The sequence below is a fragment of the Enterobacter cancerogenus genome (assembly GCF_019047785.1).
Classification (GTDB): Bacteria; Pseudomonadota; Gammaproteobacteria; order Enterobacterales; family Enterobacteriaceae; genus Enterobacter; species Enterobacter cancerogenus.
In genome coordinates, this window is sequence record NZ_CP077290.1 from 1,751,924 (window position 1) to 1,769,986 (window position 18,063).

Here is an 18,063-nt window from a genome sequence, read left to right on the forward strand (position 1 = left end):
CTTATTTAACCTGTTTCAGAACATCAGCGGTGATGTCTTTAACATCGCTGCTGTTGAAAGCGACGGCATTCGCATCCACAACCAGATCGATGCTCTGATCGGCTGCTACTGCTTTAACAGCAGACTGAATACGGGTAACCAGTTTACCGCGCTCTTCGTTAGAACGACGCTGACGATCCTGCTCGAAAGCCTGCGCTTTCTGGGAGAAAGTCTGGCGCTGTGCCATTACGTCTTTTTCCAGCTTGCTGCGCTCGCTCGCTTTCATGGTAGAACCATCACGCTGCAGACGCTGCATTTTAGTCTGGAGGTCGCCTTCCATACGTTGCAGTTCGCCAGCACGGCCTTTAAATTCGTTTTCCAGAGTCGCAGAAACACCGGTTTTCTGTGCAACCTGCTGGAACAAATTACCCATGTTGACGATTGCAATTTTGTCTGCTGCCTGAGCAGAGGTTGCCATCGCTAAACCGAGACCTGCAGCTAATAACCACTTTTTCACAATTAACTCCTTACCATCCCATTGGCACCCGAAGGTACCGTTCTTTGCGTGGCAAGGCGATCGTTTTACCGATCGCCGGTTGTCAGCGCTACACTGCCAACGCATTCCATTGCAGCGGATTATTACCAGGTTTTACCAATGTTAAACTGGAACTGTTCCGCTTTATCTCCATCATATTTCTTAAACGGCTGGGCGTAGGAGAAGACCAACGGCCCCAGCGGTGACATCCATTGTAATGCGATACCTGCAGACATGCGAATATTGCTCGGATCGCTGTAGTCCGGAACACCTGCTGCACGCATCTGGGCAGTGTTCTCCCAGTTGGTATCCCACACCGTACCGGCATCCCAGAAGATGGAGGTACGAACAGAGTTCGCATATTTGTCGCTGATGAACGGCGTCGGCGTGATGAACTCGAGGCTGGCGACGCCCATGGCGTTACCGCCCACTGCATCATCAGAGCTACACACTTCGGAAGAAGATGATTTGTAGCAGTTATCCTTGTCATTCCCACCGTAGTAAACCGCTTTCGGACCAATGTTATTGGACTGGAAGCCACGAACGGTGCTTGAACCACCGGCGTAGAAGTTTTCATAGAACGGCAGTTCTTTGCCGCCCAGGCCATCACCGTAGCCCCAGCGCGTACGACCCAGAACCACCCATTTGTGATCGTCATCAATTGGGAAGTAGGATGCGGTATCCAGCGTCACCTTGTAGAACTCGTTATCGGAACCCGGAATGGTCACTTTACCATTCAGGTTTACGCGCGAGCCCTGCGTCGGGAAGAAGCCACGGTCCAGACGGTTGTACGTCCAGCCATAGTTGAACGTGAAGTCATCGGCGGCAAAGCCGTTGTTATCGCTGCTCTTACTCGCTGACTGACCGATGGAGTCCAGATAACGCCACATCGCCACCTGCGGTTGCATATTGGACAGGTCGTTATGCACATAACCTAAGCCCGCACGCAGGGTGTTGTATTCGTTGACCGGGAAGCCGAGCGTACCGTCTACACCGTAGCTTTTGTTGGTATAGGAGGACAGATCCGCGTCGTCTGCTTTAAAGTCGTTATAGAAGATACGACCGCCCAGACTCACACCGTCAACGGTGAAGTATGGGTTAGTAACAGAGAACTCAGAATAGGTCTGGTAGTCGTTTTTGGTACCGTTGATACCGACAGAGTAACCTGTACCCAGCCAGTTATCCTGCTGGACACCGACCTGGAAGCTGACGCCACTTTCGGTACCGTAGCCGACAACGAAGTTGAAGCTACCGGTGTTACGCTCCTTAACCTTATAAACTACATCCACCTGGTCCGGGCTGCCTGGTACACGCTGCGTATCGGTATCAACCGTTTCGAAGTAACCCAGACGGTTCAGACGTTCTTTACCCTGGTCGACCAGGTCGCTGCCCAGCCATGCCCCTTCCATCTGGCGCATTTCGCGACGCAGAACGGAATCTTTGGAGGTGTCGTTCCCTTCAAAACGGATCTTACGCACGTAGAAACGGTTGCCCGCATCAACGTTGACGTGAAGCTTAACGGTTTTCTCAGCATCGTTAATTTCTGGCTGAGTCTGCACGCGCGGATAAGCATAACCATAACGGCCGAGCAGCTTCTTAATGCTGTCTTCCATTTTGGTCACTTTAGACCCGCTGTACAGATCGCCTGGCTGAATCTTCGTCAGCGATTCGATTTCAGCAGAATGTCCCGCCAGGTTACCACTGACTTCAACACCTGAAAGCTTGTACTGCTCGCCTTCAGTGATGTTAATGGTAATGTAGATCCCTTTCTTGTCCGGCGTCAGACTGACCTGGGTCGAATCAATGTTGAAACGCGCGTAGCCGCGATCCAGGTAGTAGCTGCGCAGGGTTTCGAGATCGCCCGCCAGCTTCTGCTTCTGGTATTTACGATCGCCAACGACGTTCCACCACGGCACTTCGTCACGCAACTGGAATGTTGAGATCAGTTCATCAGTGCTGAACGCGTGGTTGCCCACAATGTTGATCTGCTGGATCTTCGCAGAAACACCTTCCTGGAAGACCAGCTTCAGGTCAACACGGTTACGCGGCAGCGGTGTCACAACCGCTTTCACGCTGGCGCTGTATTTACCGACGCTGTAATAGAAATCTTCCAGACCTTTTTCAATGTCTGAAAGGGTTGTGCGGTCCAGAGATTCCCCCACACGAACGCCGGATGCTTCAAGGTTTTGCTTGAGCATGTCATCTTTCACCGACTTGTTGCCGGAGAAAGTGATACTGGCGATCGTTGGACGTTCTTTTACCTGAACCAGCAGCGTATCACCATCGCGCAGGACGCGGACGTCCTCAAAGTTGCCAGTGGCAAACAGAGCGCGGATGGTGTTACTGATGTCTTCATCATTAACCGTATCGCCGGGGCGCACAGGCATACTGAGGAGGGCCGCACCAACGGCGACACGCTGAAGGCCTTCGAAATGAATATCTTTCACTACGAACCCGTCAGCACCGTATACGGTGGCGCTGCTAAACAGCAGCGACGCTATGAGCAACTTTTTCATCGCCATCGTTATTATGCGTTCTTCCTAACTAACTCTCTTACAACCGAGAGAAATCATTGAAAAGTGCAAGCCCCATTAACAGCACCAGCAAAATCGAGCCAATGCGATAACTAAAGTCTTGAACTCGCTCGGATACCGGTCCGCCTTTTAGCTTTTCAATCGCTAAAAACAGCAGATGGCCCCCGTCTAAAACGGGAAGCGGGAACAGGTTGATTATCCCGAGGTTCACGCTAATGAGCGCGAGAAACATGAGATAGTAAATCACCCCGAACTCCGCTGACATTCCAACCCCCTGAGCAATCGAAATAGGCCCACTGAGGTTGTTCAGTTTGACATCACCGGTTATCAATTTCCCCAACATGTTGACCGTTAGCTTCATCAGTTGCCATGTTTTATCCGTGGCTTCAAGGATGGCGCTAAACGGCCCATACTGGCGTATTGTCTTGTACTCGTCTGGCAGTGGGATCACTTTCGGCACGACGCCAGCAAACCCTTCCGCCTTTCCGTTACCTGATTTGGTATCCGGAATCAGCGTCAGTGAGAGCGGACTCCCCTGCCTTTCCACGTCCAGCGCGAGCGATGTACCTGGATTATCGCGCACCAGAGTAACAAAGGTCATCCACTCTGTTAATGGCTGACCATCGACTTTAACGATCCTGTCACCCGCTTGCAAACCCGCTTTACTTGCCGCCGAATGCGCTTGTACTTCGGCTAATACCGGCTCGATCTGCGCGCCACGCGGGCGAATCCCCAGTGCAGCGACCGGATCTTCTTTGTCAGGCTCGAAACTCCAGTGGCGTAAATCCAGCACTTTTTTCTGCCGCTGGTCAGATCCAAAATCCGAGACGCTGAGCGTTGTCTGCTCATCGCCAATTTTGGAAACCAGTTGCAGTCGCACAGCATCCCAATCAGGGGTTTCGATACCATCAATGGCTTTAAGTTCCATCCCCGACGTAATTTGCGCATTTGCCGCGATGGAGTGAGGGGCAATTTCCCCCACAACCGGACGCACGCCAGGCACACCGATGATAAACACCAGCCAATACGCGAAGATAGCAAAGATGAAGTTAGCTACCGGACCGGCAGCAATGATGGCAGCACGTTGCCCAACCGTCTTGTTGTTGAACGCGCTGTGGCGAAGTTCCGGGGCAACAGGCTCAACACGTTCGTCGAGCATTTTGACATAGCCGCCCAGCGGAATAAGCGCAATGACAAACTCGGTGCCATGGCGGTCGGTGCGCTTCCAGAGCGACTTACCGAAACCGATCGAGAATCGCTCTACCCGCACTCCGCAGCGACGAGCAACCCAGAAATGGCCAAATTCATGCACGGTAATCAGTACACCCAGTGCAACTATGAACGCCGCCAGATTCCAGAGAATGCTCAGCATAAAACCTTCCGTTAAATCGTCCCGAATACCAGTAAAAGCAGGCAAGCAAACACTGGAACAGCTGCCGTCAGGCTGTCAATACGGTCCAGTATACCGCCGTGTCCTGGAATAAGGTGACCACTGTCTTTTATCCCTGCTTCACGCTTGAACATACTTTCGGTGAGATCGCCCAGTACCGAGGCCAGCGCAGCAAAAATAGAGCACACCAGCAGCGTTGACGGCGCAACCTCAAGATTCGCCCAGACGCCGTAGCCCCAGGAGATGATTGCTGCGGTAAACAGACCGCCAATAAAGCCCTGCCAGGTTTTGCCCGGCGACACTTTCGGTGCCAGCTTATGTTTGCCGAACAGTTTACCAAACATATAGGCCCCAGAGTCAGCCCCCCACACGAGAATCATCACATAAAGCAGCCATAACGCGCCGCTGTAGTGGTTTTCGTCGTAGTGCCAGGCGCGAAGGGCAATCATACCCCAGAAAAAAGGCACGATGGTGAGCAGACCAAAAATCAGGCGCAGCACCTTAGAATGACGCCATATGGCCGCCGAACCGGGATAGAAAAGCACCAGTAACAGCGCAGCCACCCACCAGGCCAGCGATATCCACAGGGATCCGGCCACCAGCGGCTGATGAATATCATGGTGATACTCAGGCAACGTAAACAGCATCAGAGCCAGCACAAAGCCACAGAGCACCGCCAGCCAGACTCGCTGAGTGCGCGAGGTAAAGCCGCTAAGCTGTCCCCATTCCCACGCGGCCAGCATGCACACGACCAGCGTCACAATAGCAAATCCCACTGGTGGCAGTAAAAACAGTGCCGCAATGACAATGGGTATTAATACAAAAGCGGAAATCAGGCGATACTTCAGCAAAAGCTACCCCCATCAGGCTTTGTCGCCACCAGGCTCGGTGCCGCCGAAGCGACGCTCACGATTGGCAAAGGCATGCAGCGCACCTTCAAAGTCTTGTTCATCAAAATCGGGCCAAAGAACATCAGTAAAGTAAAGTTCGGCGTAGGCTATTTGCCAAAGCAAAAAGTTACTTATGCGATGTTCTCCCCCTGTCCTAATTACTAAATCTACAGGTGCCAGTTCATTCATGCAGATTTGCTTATTCAGCGCCTCTTCATCAATTTGGTCCGGTCTCAGTAACCCTTCCTGAACCTGTTCGGCCAAATGCCGAACGCCCTGGATAATATCCCAGCGTCCGCCGTAATTCGCCGCGATGTTGAGCGTCAGGCCGGTGTTATTTTCCGTCAGCGCTTCTGCTTTGCGAATCCGTTCTTGCAAACGTGAGTTAAAACGACTGGTCTCACCGATAATCCGCAGACGGACGTTGTGGCGGTGCAGGCTTTTTACTTCGCTGTCGAGCGCCCACACGAACAGTTCCATCAACGCAGTCACTTCCTGCGCGGGTCGATTCCAGTTTTCACTGCTAAAAGCATAGAGCGTTAACGCATCAATGCCGTTGTTGGCGGCAAAAGAAACGGCGCGGCGAACAGATTTCGCCCCGGCTTTATGCCCAAAGGCTCGTATCTTCCCTTGTCTTTTCGCCCAGCGGCCATTGCCATCCATAATGATTGCAACATGGCGACAGCCATGCGCTGGCAAGTTCTCGCTTATTGGTTGGTTCGCAGACAACATAACGCGTTTTTAGTCCCTGAAAAGGATGTAACGGTACTCAGGAATACTGAAGCCTGTACATAAAAAAGCCGTGTCAAACCACGGCTTACCTGACCACATAAAGTCAAATGCCTGCGATCAGGTGGCGCTGACTATATCACTGAAGCCCAACGCTAACAAATGGCACAGCCACTACCGCTTGCTTTATCACCAGCTTGCGAGACGTGTCACCTGTTTACGCGCAATAATACGCGCTTGTGCATCGACCGCCAGCACCTCCTCCACGCTTTGTGGCTCGCGCAAATCCATCATCTCCAGCACCGTCAAATTAAGCGAGGCGATGTCGGTAAAACGAATCTGCTGATTGAGGAAGGCATCAACGGTAATTTCATTGGCCGCATTGAGCGCCGTTGTCGCAGCTTGCCCTTGATCGAAGGCCGTCATCGCCAGCCTGAGGCAGGGATAACGCTCATAGTCAGGCTCGCTAAAGGTCAGTGCGCTCAGCTTGCAAAAATCGAGCGGTTTAACCCCGGATTTAACGCGCTCTGGCCACGCCATGGCGTGTGCAATCGGTGTGCGCATATCCGGTTCGCCCAACTGTGCCAGCACACTGCCATCCTGATAGCGCACCATGGAGTGAATCACCGACTGCGGGTGGATCAGCACTTCCATCTGTTTCGCTGACGCATTGAACAGCCAGCGAGCTTCAATGTATTCCAGACCTTTGTTCATCATGGTGGCGGAGTCGACAGAGATCTTACGTCCCATCGACCAGTTCGGATGACGGCATGCCTGATCCGGCGTCATTGCGCTCAGTTCAGACAGCGGCGTCTCGCGGAACGGGCCACCAGACCCGGTAAGCAGAATCGACACAACGCCATTCTGCTCCAGGTCAGCGTACCCCAGGTTCTGTTGAAAAGGTTGCGGCAAACTCTGAAAAATCGCGTTGTGCTCGCTGTCGACCGGCAAAAGGCGTGCGCCACGCGCTTTTACCGCCTCCATGAACAGGCGTCCACAGGTGACAAGCGACTCTTTATTGGCCAGCAGAACATCTTTACCGGCATCAATCGCGGAAAGCGTCGGCAACAGTCCTGCCGCCCCGACGATAGCCGCCATAACCTGATCGACCTCATCCAGCGCCGCCATATCACAGGCCGCCTGTTGTCCGCTCAGCACCTCGGTGCGGCTGCCCTTTTCCAGCAGCTGGGCTTTTACCTGGCGAGCGCTCTCCTCGTCATCCATCACCGCAAAGCGGGGCGTAAACTCCAGGCACTGCTCGACCATACGCTGCACGTTCTTGCCCGCCACGAGCGCGGTCACGGTGTAGTGTTCAGGGTTATGGCGAACGACGTCGAGAGTGCTGCAACCGATAGAGCCGGTCGAGCCAAGGAGTGTTAAATGCTTCATGAGATGCCCGAAAAAAAGTTAGACCCGATAAAAGCAAAACGCCGCCAGCAAGACACAAGGCCTCTCTGAACGGCGTTTTATCAGTGTACGACAGAAATCAGAACTGCATCAGTTCCGCTTCTTTATCTGCCAGCGCCGCATCAATTTTCTTGATCGCTGCGTCAGTCATTTTCTGCACGTCGTCCTGAGAACGACGGTCATCATCTTCACTGATCTCTTTTTCTTTCAGCAGTGCTTTCACTTTGTCGTTCGCATCACGGCGTACGTTACGCACAGAAACACGACCCTGCTCAGCTTCGCCACGCACCACTTTGATCAGGTCTTTACGACGTTCTTCGGTCAGCGCTGGCAGTGGAACGCGAATGTCGGCGCCCGCAGAGCTTGGGTTCAGACCCAGGTCAGAGGCCATGATCGCTTTCTCGATCGCCGGGCTCATTGAACGGTCGAATACGTTGATTTTCAGCGTACGGGTGTCTTCTACCGTGACGCTCGCCAGCTGACGCAGTGGGGTTGGCGTACCGTAATATTCTACGATGATGCCATCCAGCAGGCTTGGAGAAGCACGGCCAGTACGGATTTTGCTGATTTGGTTTTTGAACGCTTCTACGCATTTGTCCATGCGTACTTCAGCATCTTTTCTGATGTCGTTAATCACGTTACGAATCCTTGAAAACTTGTCTCAGGCAGACTATCCGCCAGCACAGCGCTACAGGTGTGCTAAGTATAGTCGCGTTTAATTCATGACAACGCCAAAGGCGCGCCCGGGTAAGATACCACTACAAAATAAAGCGGAATCTTACCTGTATTTATCGCCGACGGAAATTATTCCGTAATCAAAGTGCCTTCTTTTTCGCCCATGACGACGCGACGGAGCGCACCAGGCTTATTCATGTTGAAGACACGGATCGGCAGTTTGTGGTCACGAGCCAGCGTGAAGGCGGCAAGATCCATCACTTTCAGCTCTTTATCCAGCACTTCGCTGTAGGACAGCTGATCGTACATGGTCGCAGACGGATCTTTTGCCGGATCGGCGGTAAACACGCCATCCACTTTGGTCGCTTTCAGCACCACATCGGCTTCGATCTCGATACCGCGCAGGCAGGCTGCGGAATCGGTGGTAAAGAACGGGTTACCCGTACCGGCGGAGAGGATCACCACGCGGTTGTTGCGCAGCAGGCTGATAGCTTCTGCCCAGCTGTAGTTATCGCATACGCCATTCAGCGGAATAGCGGACATCAGGCGAGCGTTCACATAGGCACGATGAAGCGCATCACGCATTGCCAGGCCATTCATGACGGTTGCCAGCATCCCCATGTGGTCGCCCACAACGCGGTTCATCCCCGCTTTCGCCAGACCAGCACCACGGAAAAGGTTGCCACCGCCAATGACCACGCCAACCTGAATGCCCAGTTCGACAAGTTCTTTGATTTCCTGTGCCATGCGGTCAAGGATGCTTGCGTCAATACCGAAGCCTTCCGTTCCCTGCAGCGCTTCGCCACTCAGCTTAAGCAGAATGCGTTTGTACACGGGTTTTGCATTGGTAGCCATGTTTCTTTCCTGAGACTGTCAACGATTAAGATGGGGGTTAATTCTGGCGACATGTTATGTCGCAAACCAGCACAGCGGTAGTAGAGCCTGTCTGATTTTGTATGACGGGTGACAAAAAGAAGCCGCCCTCAGGCGGCTCCTTTTCAATCATTAAGACTGCTTGGACATTGCAGCAACTTCTGCTGCGAAGTCAGTCTCAACTTTCTCGATGCCTTCGCCCACTTCGAAGCGGATGAAGCCAGTTACGTCAGCGTTGTGCTCTTTCAGCAGCTGAGCAACAGACTTGCTTGGGTCCATTACGAAAGGCTGGCCAGTCAGAGAAACTTCGCCGGTGAATTTCTTCATGCGGCCTTCAACCATTTTCTCTGCGATTTCTTTTGGCTTACCAGACTGCATCGCGATGTCCAGCTGAACCTGGTACTCTTTCTCTACCACTTCAGCAGACACGTCTTCTGGCTTAACGAATTCTGGTTTGCTTGCAGCGATGTGCATTGCCAGCTGTTTAACCAGCTCTTCGTCAGCGCCTTTAGCCGCAACCAGAACACCGATACGTGCACCGTGCTGGTAAGAGCCCAGCACGTCGCCTTCCAGGGAAGATACGCGACGGATGTTGATGTTCTCACCGATTTTAGCAACCAGTGCAACACGCTCTTCTTCGAACTGTGCTTTCAGCACTTCAACGTCGGTGATTTTGCCCGCAACAGCTGCGTCCAGTACTTTGTTCGCAAATGCCTGGAAACCGCCATCTTTAGCAACGAAGTCAGTCTGGCAGTTAACTTCCAGAATGATGCCGTAAGTGCCGTCGATTTTGGTGATGATCACGCCGTCAGCAGCCACGTTGCCTGCTTTTTTAGCTGCTTTGATCGCACCGGATTTACGCATGTTTTCGATTGCCAGCTCGATGTCGCCGTTCGCTTCGGTCAGCGCTTTTTTGCAATCCATCATGCCTGCGCCAGTACGCTCACGCAGCTCTTTTACCAGGGATGCGGTAATTTCAGCCATTCTTAAATCCTCGGGAGATGTGAACTGCCCGGCCAGAAGCCAAACAGTATAAATTGAAAAAAGGGGCCGAGAATTGGCCCCTATTCATACACGGTACTAATAAGGGGTAAAACCTTATTATTCAGCTTCTACGAAGCTTTCTTCCGCCTGAGTAGCCAGATCCTGAGAACGGCCTTCACGAACGGTAGCAGCTACAGCGCCCAGGTACAGGCTGATAGCACGGATTGCATCGTCGTTACCCGGGATAACGAAGTCAACACCGTCCGGATCGGAGTTGGTATCAACGATAGCAAATACCGGGATACCCAGGTTGTTAGCTTCTTTGATTGCGATGTGCTCGTGGTCTGCATCGATAACGAACAGCGCGTCTGGCAGGCCGCCCATATCTTTGATACCGCCCAGGCTGTTTTCCAGCTTGTCCAGTTCACGAGTACGCATCAGCGCTTCTTTCTTGGTCAGCTTGTCGAAAGTACCGTCCTGAGACTGAGTTTCCAGATCTTTCAGGCGTTTGATTGACTGACGAACGGTTTTCCAGTTGGTCAGCATGCCGCCCAACCAGCGATGGTTCACGAAGAACTGATCGCAGCTGTTAGCAGCTTCTTTCACAGCTTCGCTTGCAGCGCGTTTAGTACCAACCATCAGAATCTTACCTTTACGGGAAGAGATCTTGCTCAGCTCAGCCAGGGCTTCGTTGAACATTGGTACAGTTTTCTCAAGGTTGATGATGTGAACTTTGTTACGTGCGCCGAAGATGAAAGGCTTCATTTTCGGGTTCCAGTAACGGGTCTGGTGACCAAAGTGAACACCAGCCTTGAGCATGTCGCGCATGGAAACAGTTGCCATGTTTAAAACCTCTATAGTAAAAGTTGGGGTTATGCCTCCACGTATCCCATATTACCGACCCCGAAGGGCACCCCGGAATATGTGCCGATACGTGTGTGTTGTTACACATAGTGAGATTATCGCTTCCGTCCAGACTGTGTATCTGAAATGGATCGGAAGTCCGGCGCGCTTTATACCACAAAACACGACCAGAAACCAACAGTTGTTGGCTGAGTGTGCTGTTAATGATTCTCAATTTGGCACGGGACGCGCCGGGCTGATACCATTGACCCTACTCAGACTAGTATTGTCGAAAAAATCGACACCGATGGACAGATTACATGGCTATCTCTATTAAGACCCCTGAAGAAATTGAAAAGATGCGCGTCGCCGGTCGTCTGGCCGCGGAAGTGCTTGAAATGATCGAGCCGTTCGTCAAACCGGGTGTGAGCACGGGCGAACTGGACCGTATCTGTAATGATTACATCGTGAATGAGCAGCATGCGGTCTCCGCCTGCCTCGGCTACCACGGTTTCCCGAAATCCGTCTGCATCTCTATTAATGAAGTGGTGTGCCACGGTATCCCGGATGACGAAAAACTGCTGAAAGATGGCGACATCGTCAACATCGACGTGACCGTCATTAAAGACGAATACCACGGCGATACCTCGAAGATGTTTATCGTCGGCAAGCCAACCATTCTTGGCGAGCGTCTGTGCAAAGTGACGCAAGAGAGCCTCTACCTGGCGCTGAAGATGGTCAAGCCGGGCATTCGCCTGCGCACGCTTGGCGCGGCCATTCAGAAATTCGTTGAAGCGGAAGGTTTCTCTGTGGTTCGCGAATACTGTGGTCACGGCATTGGTCGCGTCTTCCACGAAGAGCCACAGGTGCTGCACTACGATGCGGATGACGGCGGCGTGGTACTGCAAAAAGGCATGACCTTCACCATTGAGCCGATGGTCAACTCAGGCGATTACCGCATCCGCACCATGAAAGACGGCTGGACGGTGAAAACCAAAGACAGAAGCTTGTCTGCACAGTACGAGCATACTATTGTAGTAACAGACAACGGCTGCGAAATTATGACGTTGCGCAAGGATGACACCATCCCGGCGATACTGACGAATATTGAGTGATAAAAAGCCGGCGATTGCCGGCTTTTTTAATGGCGATAGTTTTTTCTTATGGGTGGCGCACGATGAGTAATCTTTTACCCGAACAGTATGCTAACACAGCCCTTCCCACCCTCCCCGACCAGCCTGATAACCCGGGCGTCTGGCCGCCGCACGAACTGACCTGCGCCCACATCAAAGCCCACATGGAGGTGTTCCATCGCTGGCTGGGCAGCGCGTTCGACGCGGGTATTTCTGCCGAGCAGCTGATCGAAGCGCGCACCGAATTTATTGACCAGCTTCTGCAGCGCCTGTGGATCGACTATGGCTTCGGGCAGATTGGCGACCTGGCACTGGTTGCCGTGGGGGGCTATGGCCGCGGTGAACTGCATCCGCTTTCGGATATCGACTTACTGATCTTAAGCCGTAAAAGGCTGCCGGACGACCAGGCTCAAAAAGTGGGTGAACTGCTGACCCTGCTGTGGGACGTGAAGCTCGAAGTGGGCCACAGCGTACGCACGCTGGAAGAGTGTCTGCTCGAAGGACTATCGGACCTCACCGTCGCGACCAACCTGATTGAAACCCGCCTGCTGATTGGTGACGTTGCGCTGTTCCTTGAACTGCAAAAACACGTCTTCAGCGACGGCTTCTGGCCCTCGGAAAAATTCTTTGCGGCCAAGGTCGAGGAGCAGAATCAGCGCCACCAGCGCTACCACGGCACCAGCTACAATCTTGAGCCGGATGTCAAAAGCAGCCCTGGCGGCCTGCGCGATATCCATACGCTGCAGTGGGTCGCCCGCCGGCATTTTGGCGCCACCTCGATGGACGAGATGGTCGGTTTTGGCTTTTTGACCGAAGCCGAGCGCAACGAACTGAACGAGTGTCTGCACCTGCTCTGGCGCATCCGTTTTGCGCTCCATCTGGAACTCACCCGCTACGATAACCGCCTGCTGTTCGATCGTCAGCTCAGCGTCGCCCAGCGCCTGAACTATCGCGGTGAAGGCAACGAGCCGGTTGAGCAGATGATGAAGGATTTCTTCCGCGTCACCCGCCGCGTCAGCGAGCTGAACCAGATGCTGCTCCAGCTTTTCGACGAAGCGATCCTGGCGCTGACGGCTGACGAAAAGCCGCGCCCGATCGATGATGAATTCCAGCTGCGCGGCACGCTTATCGATCTGCGTGACGAAACGCTGTTTATGCGCGAACCGGAAGCGATCCTGCGCATGTTCTATACCATGGTTCGCAACAGCACGATTACCGGCATCTACTCCACGACCCTGCGCCACCTGCGCCATGCGCGTCGTCACCTGCGCCAGCCGCTGTGTTACATCCCGGAAGCACGCGCCCTGTTCCTGAGCATGCTGCGCCACCCGGGAGCCGTCAGCCGCGGCCTGCTGCCCATGCACCGTCACAGCGTGCTGTGGGCCTATATGCCGCAGTGGTCGCATATCGTCGGCCAGATGCAGTTCGATCTGTTCCACGCCTACACGGTGGATGAACACACCATCCGCGTGATGCTTAAGCTTGAGAGCTTTGCCCAGGAAGAGACACGCTCCCGCCATCCGCTGTGCGTCGAGCTGTGGCCGCGTCTGGCGCATCCGGAACTGATCCTCATCGCCGCGCTGTTCCACGACATCGCCAAAGGGCGCGGAGGCGATCACTCGGTGCTGGGCGCACAGGACATTCTCAAATTTGCCGAACTGCACGGGCTGAACTCCCGCGAGACGCAGCTCGTCGCCTGGCTGGTGCGTCATCATCTGCTGATGTCCGTTACCGCTCAGCGTCGTGACATTCAGGATCCTGAAGTTATTAAGCAGTTCGCCGAAGCGGTCCAGACGGAGAACAGGCTGCGCTATCTGGTGTGCCTGACCGTGGCTGATATCTGCGCCACCAACGAAACGCTGTGGAACAGCTGGAAGCAGAGCCTGCTGCGCGAGCTCTATTTCGCCACGGAAAAACAGCTGCGCCGCGGGATGCAAAACACGCCGGACATGCGCGAGCGCGTGCGCCATCATCAGGTTCAGGCGCTGGCGTTGCTGCGTATGGAAAATATTAACGAAGAGGCGCTGCATCAGATTTGGGCGCGCTGTCGCGCCAACTACTTTGTGCGCCACAGCCCAAACCAGCTCGCCTGGCATGCGCGGCATCTGCTTAAACATAATTTGTCAGAGCCGATGATCCTGCTCAGCCCGCAGGCAACGCGCGGCGGGACGGAGATCTTCATCTGGAGCCCTGACCGGCCCTATCTGTTTGCCGCCGTTTGCGCCGAACTGGACAGGCGAAACCTGAGCGTTCACGACGCACAGATTTTCACCACCCGCGACGGCATGGCGATGGATACCTTTATCGTACTGGAGCCGGACGGCAGCCCGCTGTCGTCGGACAGGCATGAAGCGATACGCTTTGGGCTGGAACAGGCGATCACCCAGCGCAGCTGGCAGCCGCCGCAGCCGCGCAGGCAACCAGCCAAACTGCGACCTTTTAACGTCGATACCGAGGTCAATTTCCTGCCGACCCATACCGACCGCAAATCGTTCCTCGAACTCATTGCGCTCGATCAGCCAGGGCTGCTCGCCCGGGTCGGCCAGGTTTTTGCCGATCTGGGAATTTCGCTTCATGGCGCCCGAATTACAACCATTGGCGAGCGAGTAGAAGATTTATTTATAATCGCCACCGCCGACCGGCGTGCCCTTAATAATGAGCTGCAACTTGAAGTACAACAACGGTTGACAGCGGCCCTCAATCCAAACGATAAAGGGTGACGTGTTTTTTAGTGAAATGGAAAGAGTAAACAATGCAGCAGTTACAGAACGTTATTGAGTCCGCCTTTGAGCGTCGCGCCGAGATCACTCCGGCAAATGTGGATACCGTTACCCGTGAAGCCGTAAACCAGGTGATTTCTCTGCTGGATTCCGGCGCACTGCGTGTCGCAGAGAAAATTGACGGTCAGTGGGTGACTCATCAATGGCTGAAGAAGGCCGTGCTGCTCTCTTTCCGTATCAACGATAACCAGGTTATCGACGGAGCAGAAAGCCGCTACTTCGACAAAGTACCCATGAAATTCGCGGACTACGACGAAGCGCGTTTCCAGAAAGAAGGTTTCCGCGTGGTGCCACCTGCGGCCGTGCGTCAGGGCGCGTTCATCGCACGCAATACCGTGCTGATGCCCTCCTACGTGAACATTGGTGCTTACGTTGACGAAGGCACCATGGTGGACACCTGGGCGACCGTGGGTTCTTGCGCGCAGATCGGTAAAAACGTTCACCTCTCCGGCGGCGTCGGCATCGGTGGCGTTCTGGAGCCGCTGCAGGCTAACCCAACCATCATCGAAGACAACTGCTTCATCGGCGCACGCTCTGAAGTGGTTGAAGGCGTGATCGTTGAAGAAGGCTCCGTGATCTCCATGGGCGTGTACATCGGTCAGAGCACCCGTATTTACGATCGTGAAACCGGCGAAGTGCATTATGGCCGCGTACCGGCTGGCTCCGTGGTGGTTTCCGGCAACCTGCCGTCAAAAGATGGCAAATACAGCCTGTACTGTGCGGTTATCGTGAAGAAAGTGGACGCGAAAACGCGCGGTAAAGTGGGCATCAACGAACTGCTGCGCACCATCGATTAATCCGTTCGACAATACGCCAGAAGTAAAAAACCCGCCTTCTGGCGGGTTTTGTTTTACCGGGCTTTCGCGATAACGACCGGCACGCTTTTATAGGCTGGCGTCAGGCTTTCCTTATCGACCGCCTCCAGCGACAGCAGGACATTCGCCTCCGGCAGATACGCCCCTATCGATCCGGCTGCCATGTTGTAGATCACCACCGTCAGTCCCCGCATTTCGCGCCCTTCTGCTGGCATACCCTCTTCATTTAGCGCCTGAACGTTGACGACATCGCCCTCCACCAGCCCGCGCGCCGTAGCTTCGACCTTGCTCAGGAAGACAACATCACGGCGACCGGTGATCCCGCGATACCTATCGTTCAGCCCGTAGATCGTGGTGTTGTACTGATCGTGGCTACGCAGCGTCGCCAGGATCAGCGTATCGTCAGGCCGATGCGGATGCTCAGCACAGACATGGCGCCCGACAACAAAGTTTGCTTTGCCATTCGGCGTGTGCCACTCCCGACGTGACGCTGGCGTGTCCATACGAAAACCGCCGGGCCGGGCAATACGCGCGTTGTAATCGGCAAACGCCGGGATAACGGCCTCAATGGCCTCGCGGATCAGCGCATAGTTCCCGCACATCGCCTCCCAGTTCACCGGGGAGTTCGGCAGCGTGGCGCGTGCCATTCCGGCGACGATAGCAGGCTCTGACTTTAACGCGCGCGAGGCTGGCTTTAATCCGCCGCATGAAGCATGGACCATCGACATAGAATCTTCGACGGTCACGGACTGGATGCCCGTCGCCTGCATATCACGCTCGGTTCTGCCCAGCGCAGGTAACAGGTAGTTATGCTTCGCCAGCAGCAGGTGCGAGCGGTTAAGCTTTGTGGCTATGTGGACCTGCATATCCAGCTTTTTCATTGCCGCAAAGGTGCGCTGTGGTTCCGGCATGGCCACCGCCAGGTTGCCGCCCATGCAGATAAGCGCTTTGGCATCGCCACGCTCGATCGCCCTGATACTCTCCACGCTGGAACGCCCGTGCTTACGCGAAACCTGAATGGAAAAATGCTCTTCCAGACGCTGCAGGAACGCTTCCGGCGCAGCTTCGTTGATCCCGACCGACCGGTCGCCCTGCACGTTAGAGTGACCACGCAGCGGGCAGATCCCCGCGCCGGGTTTACCTATGTTGCCCTTGAGCAGCAAAAGGTTTACGAGCTGCTGGACGTTTTCCGTGCCGTTTTTATGCTGGGTGATCCCAAGCCCGTAGCAGACGATCGTCGCGCGCGACTTGTTGTAGCTTTCCGCCAGGTCTTCCATCTGGCTGCGCGTCAGCCCGCTTGCCTGCTCCAGTTCAGCCCATTTGCACTGTCGCAAATCCTGATACAGCGCCGGATAGCCGTCGGTATGTTCTGCGATAAACGCATGGTCAAGGCAGGGCGACTGGTTAAGCAAGGCCCGGGCTTCATCCCTCTCAATGAGGGCTTTCATTATCCCTTTGAGCAGCGCCGCATCGCCCCCCATTTTGACCTGGTAATAACGATGGCTCAGCGTCGTTGCCTGCCCGGTAAGCATCTCTTTCGGACTTTGCGGGAAACTGAAACGCTCAAGCCCCCGCTCAGTCAGCGGATTAATCGAGATAATTTTGGCGCCGCGTTTAGCCACCTCCCGCAGGGTAGTCAGCATTCTCGGATGGTTGGTCCCGGGGTTGTGCCCGATGCAGATCACCAGATCGCAGTGCTCAAAGTCGTCCAGTTCCACCGTCCCTTTTCCCAGGCCAATCGAGCGCGTCAGGCCTGCGCTGGTGGGGCCGTGGCACATGTTGGAGCAATCCGGGAAGTTAGTGCTGCCGTATTCGCGCGCAAAAAGCTGGTACAGGAACGCCGCCTCGTTAGAGGTACGCCCGGAGGTATAAAACTCTACCTGTTCCGGGGAAGCGTAGCTGCGAAGGCGCTCGCCGATTTCCCGGAACGCCACGTCCCATTCCACCGCCTGCCAGCAGTCCGTCGCGGCGTCATACTTCATGGGATGGGTCAGACGCCCCACGTTTTCCAGCTCATAGTCGCTGTAATGCCAGAGGGCAGAAACCGGATGGCGGCTAAAAAACGCAGGCGAGGCTTTCTTGCTGGTGGTCTCCCAGGAAACGGCCTTCACACCGTTTTCACACAGCTCCATGGATGCCCGATGGCCTGGGTCAGGCCATGCGCACCCCGGACAATCAAAGCCCGAGACCTGGTTCATCTTAAACATGGCGATAATATCGCGGGCTACGGCACGCTGTGAAAACACCGACGCCGCGACGGCTTTTACCGCGCCCCAACCCCCTGCCGGGCCCTGATAGCCACCGATCCCCTGAACACCTTTTTTCATTGCGACTGCTTATTTACCGACAATTTCTGATGGCGGCTACGGTAGCAATTTCACTCTCATATTGATTTCCTCTTGACGAGGTAGCCAAAAACTACAATAAACGAGTTAGATTACTGTTCCCTCCCTGAGCGCAGGCAGGCGAATACTGAGTATGGATTTTCTAAGATGC

General features: G+C 54.4%; 14 protein-coding genes. 3 read left to right on the top strand and 11 right to left on the bottom strand.

Annotation, left to right across the window (positions count from 1 at the left end):
* Window position 1 precedes the first annotated feature (1 nt).
* From skp to rpsB, 10 genes are all read right to left on the bottom strand, one after another.
* Window positions 2-496 (bottom strand): molecular chaperone Skp, encoded by a 495-nt coding sequence (gene skp / locus I6L58_RS08285; RefSeq protein ID WP_042319211.1) that lies wholly within the window; start codon window positions 494-496, stop codon window positions 2-4.
* A 122-nt stretch (window positions 497-618) separates the two neighbouring features.
* Window positions 619-3,036, bottom strand: a complete 2,418-nt coding sequence (gene bamA, locus I6L58_RS08290; RefSeq protein WP_088209505.1) for an outer membrane protein assembly factor BamA — start codon at window positions 3,034-3,036, stop codon at window positions 619-621.
* Window positions 3,037-3,067: 31 nt separating this feature from the next.
* A complete protein-coding gene (rseP, locus tag I6L58_RS08295; protein ID WP_088209506.1) occupies window positions 3,068-4,420 on the bottom strand; it encodes a sigma E protease regulator RseP in 1,353 nt (450 codons plus the stop codon).
* 11 nt (window positions 4,421-4,431) lie between these two features.
* Window positions 4,432-5,289: a phosphatidate cytidylyltransferase gene (gene cdsA / locus I6L58_RS08300; RefSeq protein WP_006173603.1), complete on the bottom strand. Its 858-nt coding sequence runs from the start codon at window positions 5,287-5,289 to the stop codon at window positions 4,432-4,434.
* A gap of 12 nt (window positions 5,290-5,301) precedes the next feature.
* Complete coding sequence (gene ispU / locus I6L58_RS08305) at window positions 5,302-6,060, bottom strand: (2E,6E)-farnesyl-diphosphate-specific ditrans,polycis-undecaprenyl-diphosphate synthase (RefSeq protein ID WP_006173604.1); 759 nt, start codon at window positions 6,058-6,060, stop codon at window positions 5,302-5,304.
* A 186-nt stretch (window positions 6,061-6,246) separates the two neighbouring features.
* Entirely contained in the window at window positions 6,247-7,446 is a 1,200-nt protein-coding gene (gene ispC / locus I6L58_RS08310) for a 1-deoxy-D-xylulose-5-phosphate reductoisomerase (RefSeq protein ID WP_006173606.1), read from the bottom strand.
* A gap of 97 nt (window positions 7,447-7,543) precedes the next feature.
* Window positions 7,544-8,101, bottom strand: coding sequence for a ribosome recycling factor (gene frr, locus I6L58_RS08315; RefSeq protein WP_006173607.1), 558 nt, complete (start codon window positions 8,099-8,101; stop codon window positions 7,544-7,546).
* Between the two features lie 167 nt (window positions 8,102-8,268).
* Complete coding sequence (pyrH, locus tag I6L58_RS08320) at window positions 8,269-8,994, bottom strand: UMP kinase (RefSeq protein ID WP_006173609.1); 726 nt, start codon at window positions 8,992-8,994, stop codon at window positions 8,269-8,271.
* A 150-nt stretch (window positions 8,995-9,144) separates the two neighbouring features.
* Window positions 9,145-9,996, bottom strand: a complete 852-nt coding sequence (tsf, locus tag I6L58_RS08325; RefSeq protein ID WP_006173611.1) for a translation elongation factor Ts — start codon at window positions 9,994-9,996, stop codon at window positions 9,145-9,147.
* 117 nt (window positions 9,997-10,113) lie between these two features.
* The gene (gene rpsB / locus I6L58_RS08330) at window positions 10,114-10,839 is read right to left on the bottom strand and encodes a 30S ribosomal protein S2 (protein WP_006173614.1); all 726 of its coding nucleotides are present in this window, start codon (window positions 10,837-10,839) and stop codon (window positions 10,114-10,116) included.
* Between the two features lie 320 nt (window positions 10,840-11,159).
* On the opposite strand from rpsB, the gene map reads away from it, so the two are divergent.
* The 3 genes from map to dapD all read left to right on the top strand — a co-directional run bounded on the left by map (window position 11,160) and on the right by dapD (window position 15,549).
* Window positions 11,160-11,954: a type I methionyl aminopeptidase gene (gene map, locus I6L58_RS08335; protein WP_006173616.1), complete on the top strand. Its 795-nt coding sequence runs from the start codon at window positions 11,160-11,162 to the stop codon at window positions 11,952-11,954.
* A gap of 62 nt (window positions 11,955-12,016) precedes the next feature.
* Window positions 12,017-14,692 carry a bifunctional uridylyltransferase/uridylyl-removing protein GlnD gene (gene glnD, locus I6L58_RS08340; RefSeq protein ID WP_101738203.1) on the top strand — a complete coding sequence of 892 codons (2,676 nt, stop codon included), beginning with the start codon at window positions 12,017-12,019 and terminating at the stop codon, window positions 14,690-14,692.
* A gap of 32 nt (window positions 14,693-14,724) precedes the next feature.
* On the top strand, window positions 14,725-15,549 hold the full coding sequence (gene dapD, locus I6L58_RS08345; protein WP_008501915.1) for a 2,3,4,5-tetrahydropyridine-2,6-dicarboxylate N-succinyltransferase: 825 nt from the start codon (window positions 14,725-14,727) through the stop codon (window positions 15,547-15,549).
* Between the two features lie 53 nt (window positions 15,550-15,602).
* Here the strand turns inward: dapD and I6L58_RS08350 are convergent, their stop codons facing one another.
* Complete coding sequence (locus tag I6L58_RS08350; RefSeq protein WP_088208903.1) at window positions 15,603-17,894, bottom strand: FdhF/YdeP family oxidoreductase; 2,292 nt, start codon at window positions 17,892-17,894, stop codon at window positions 15,603-15,605.
* Window positions 17,895-18,063 lie beyond the last annotated feature (169 nt).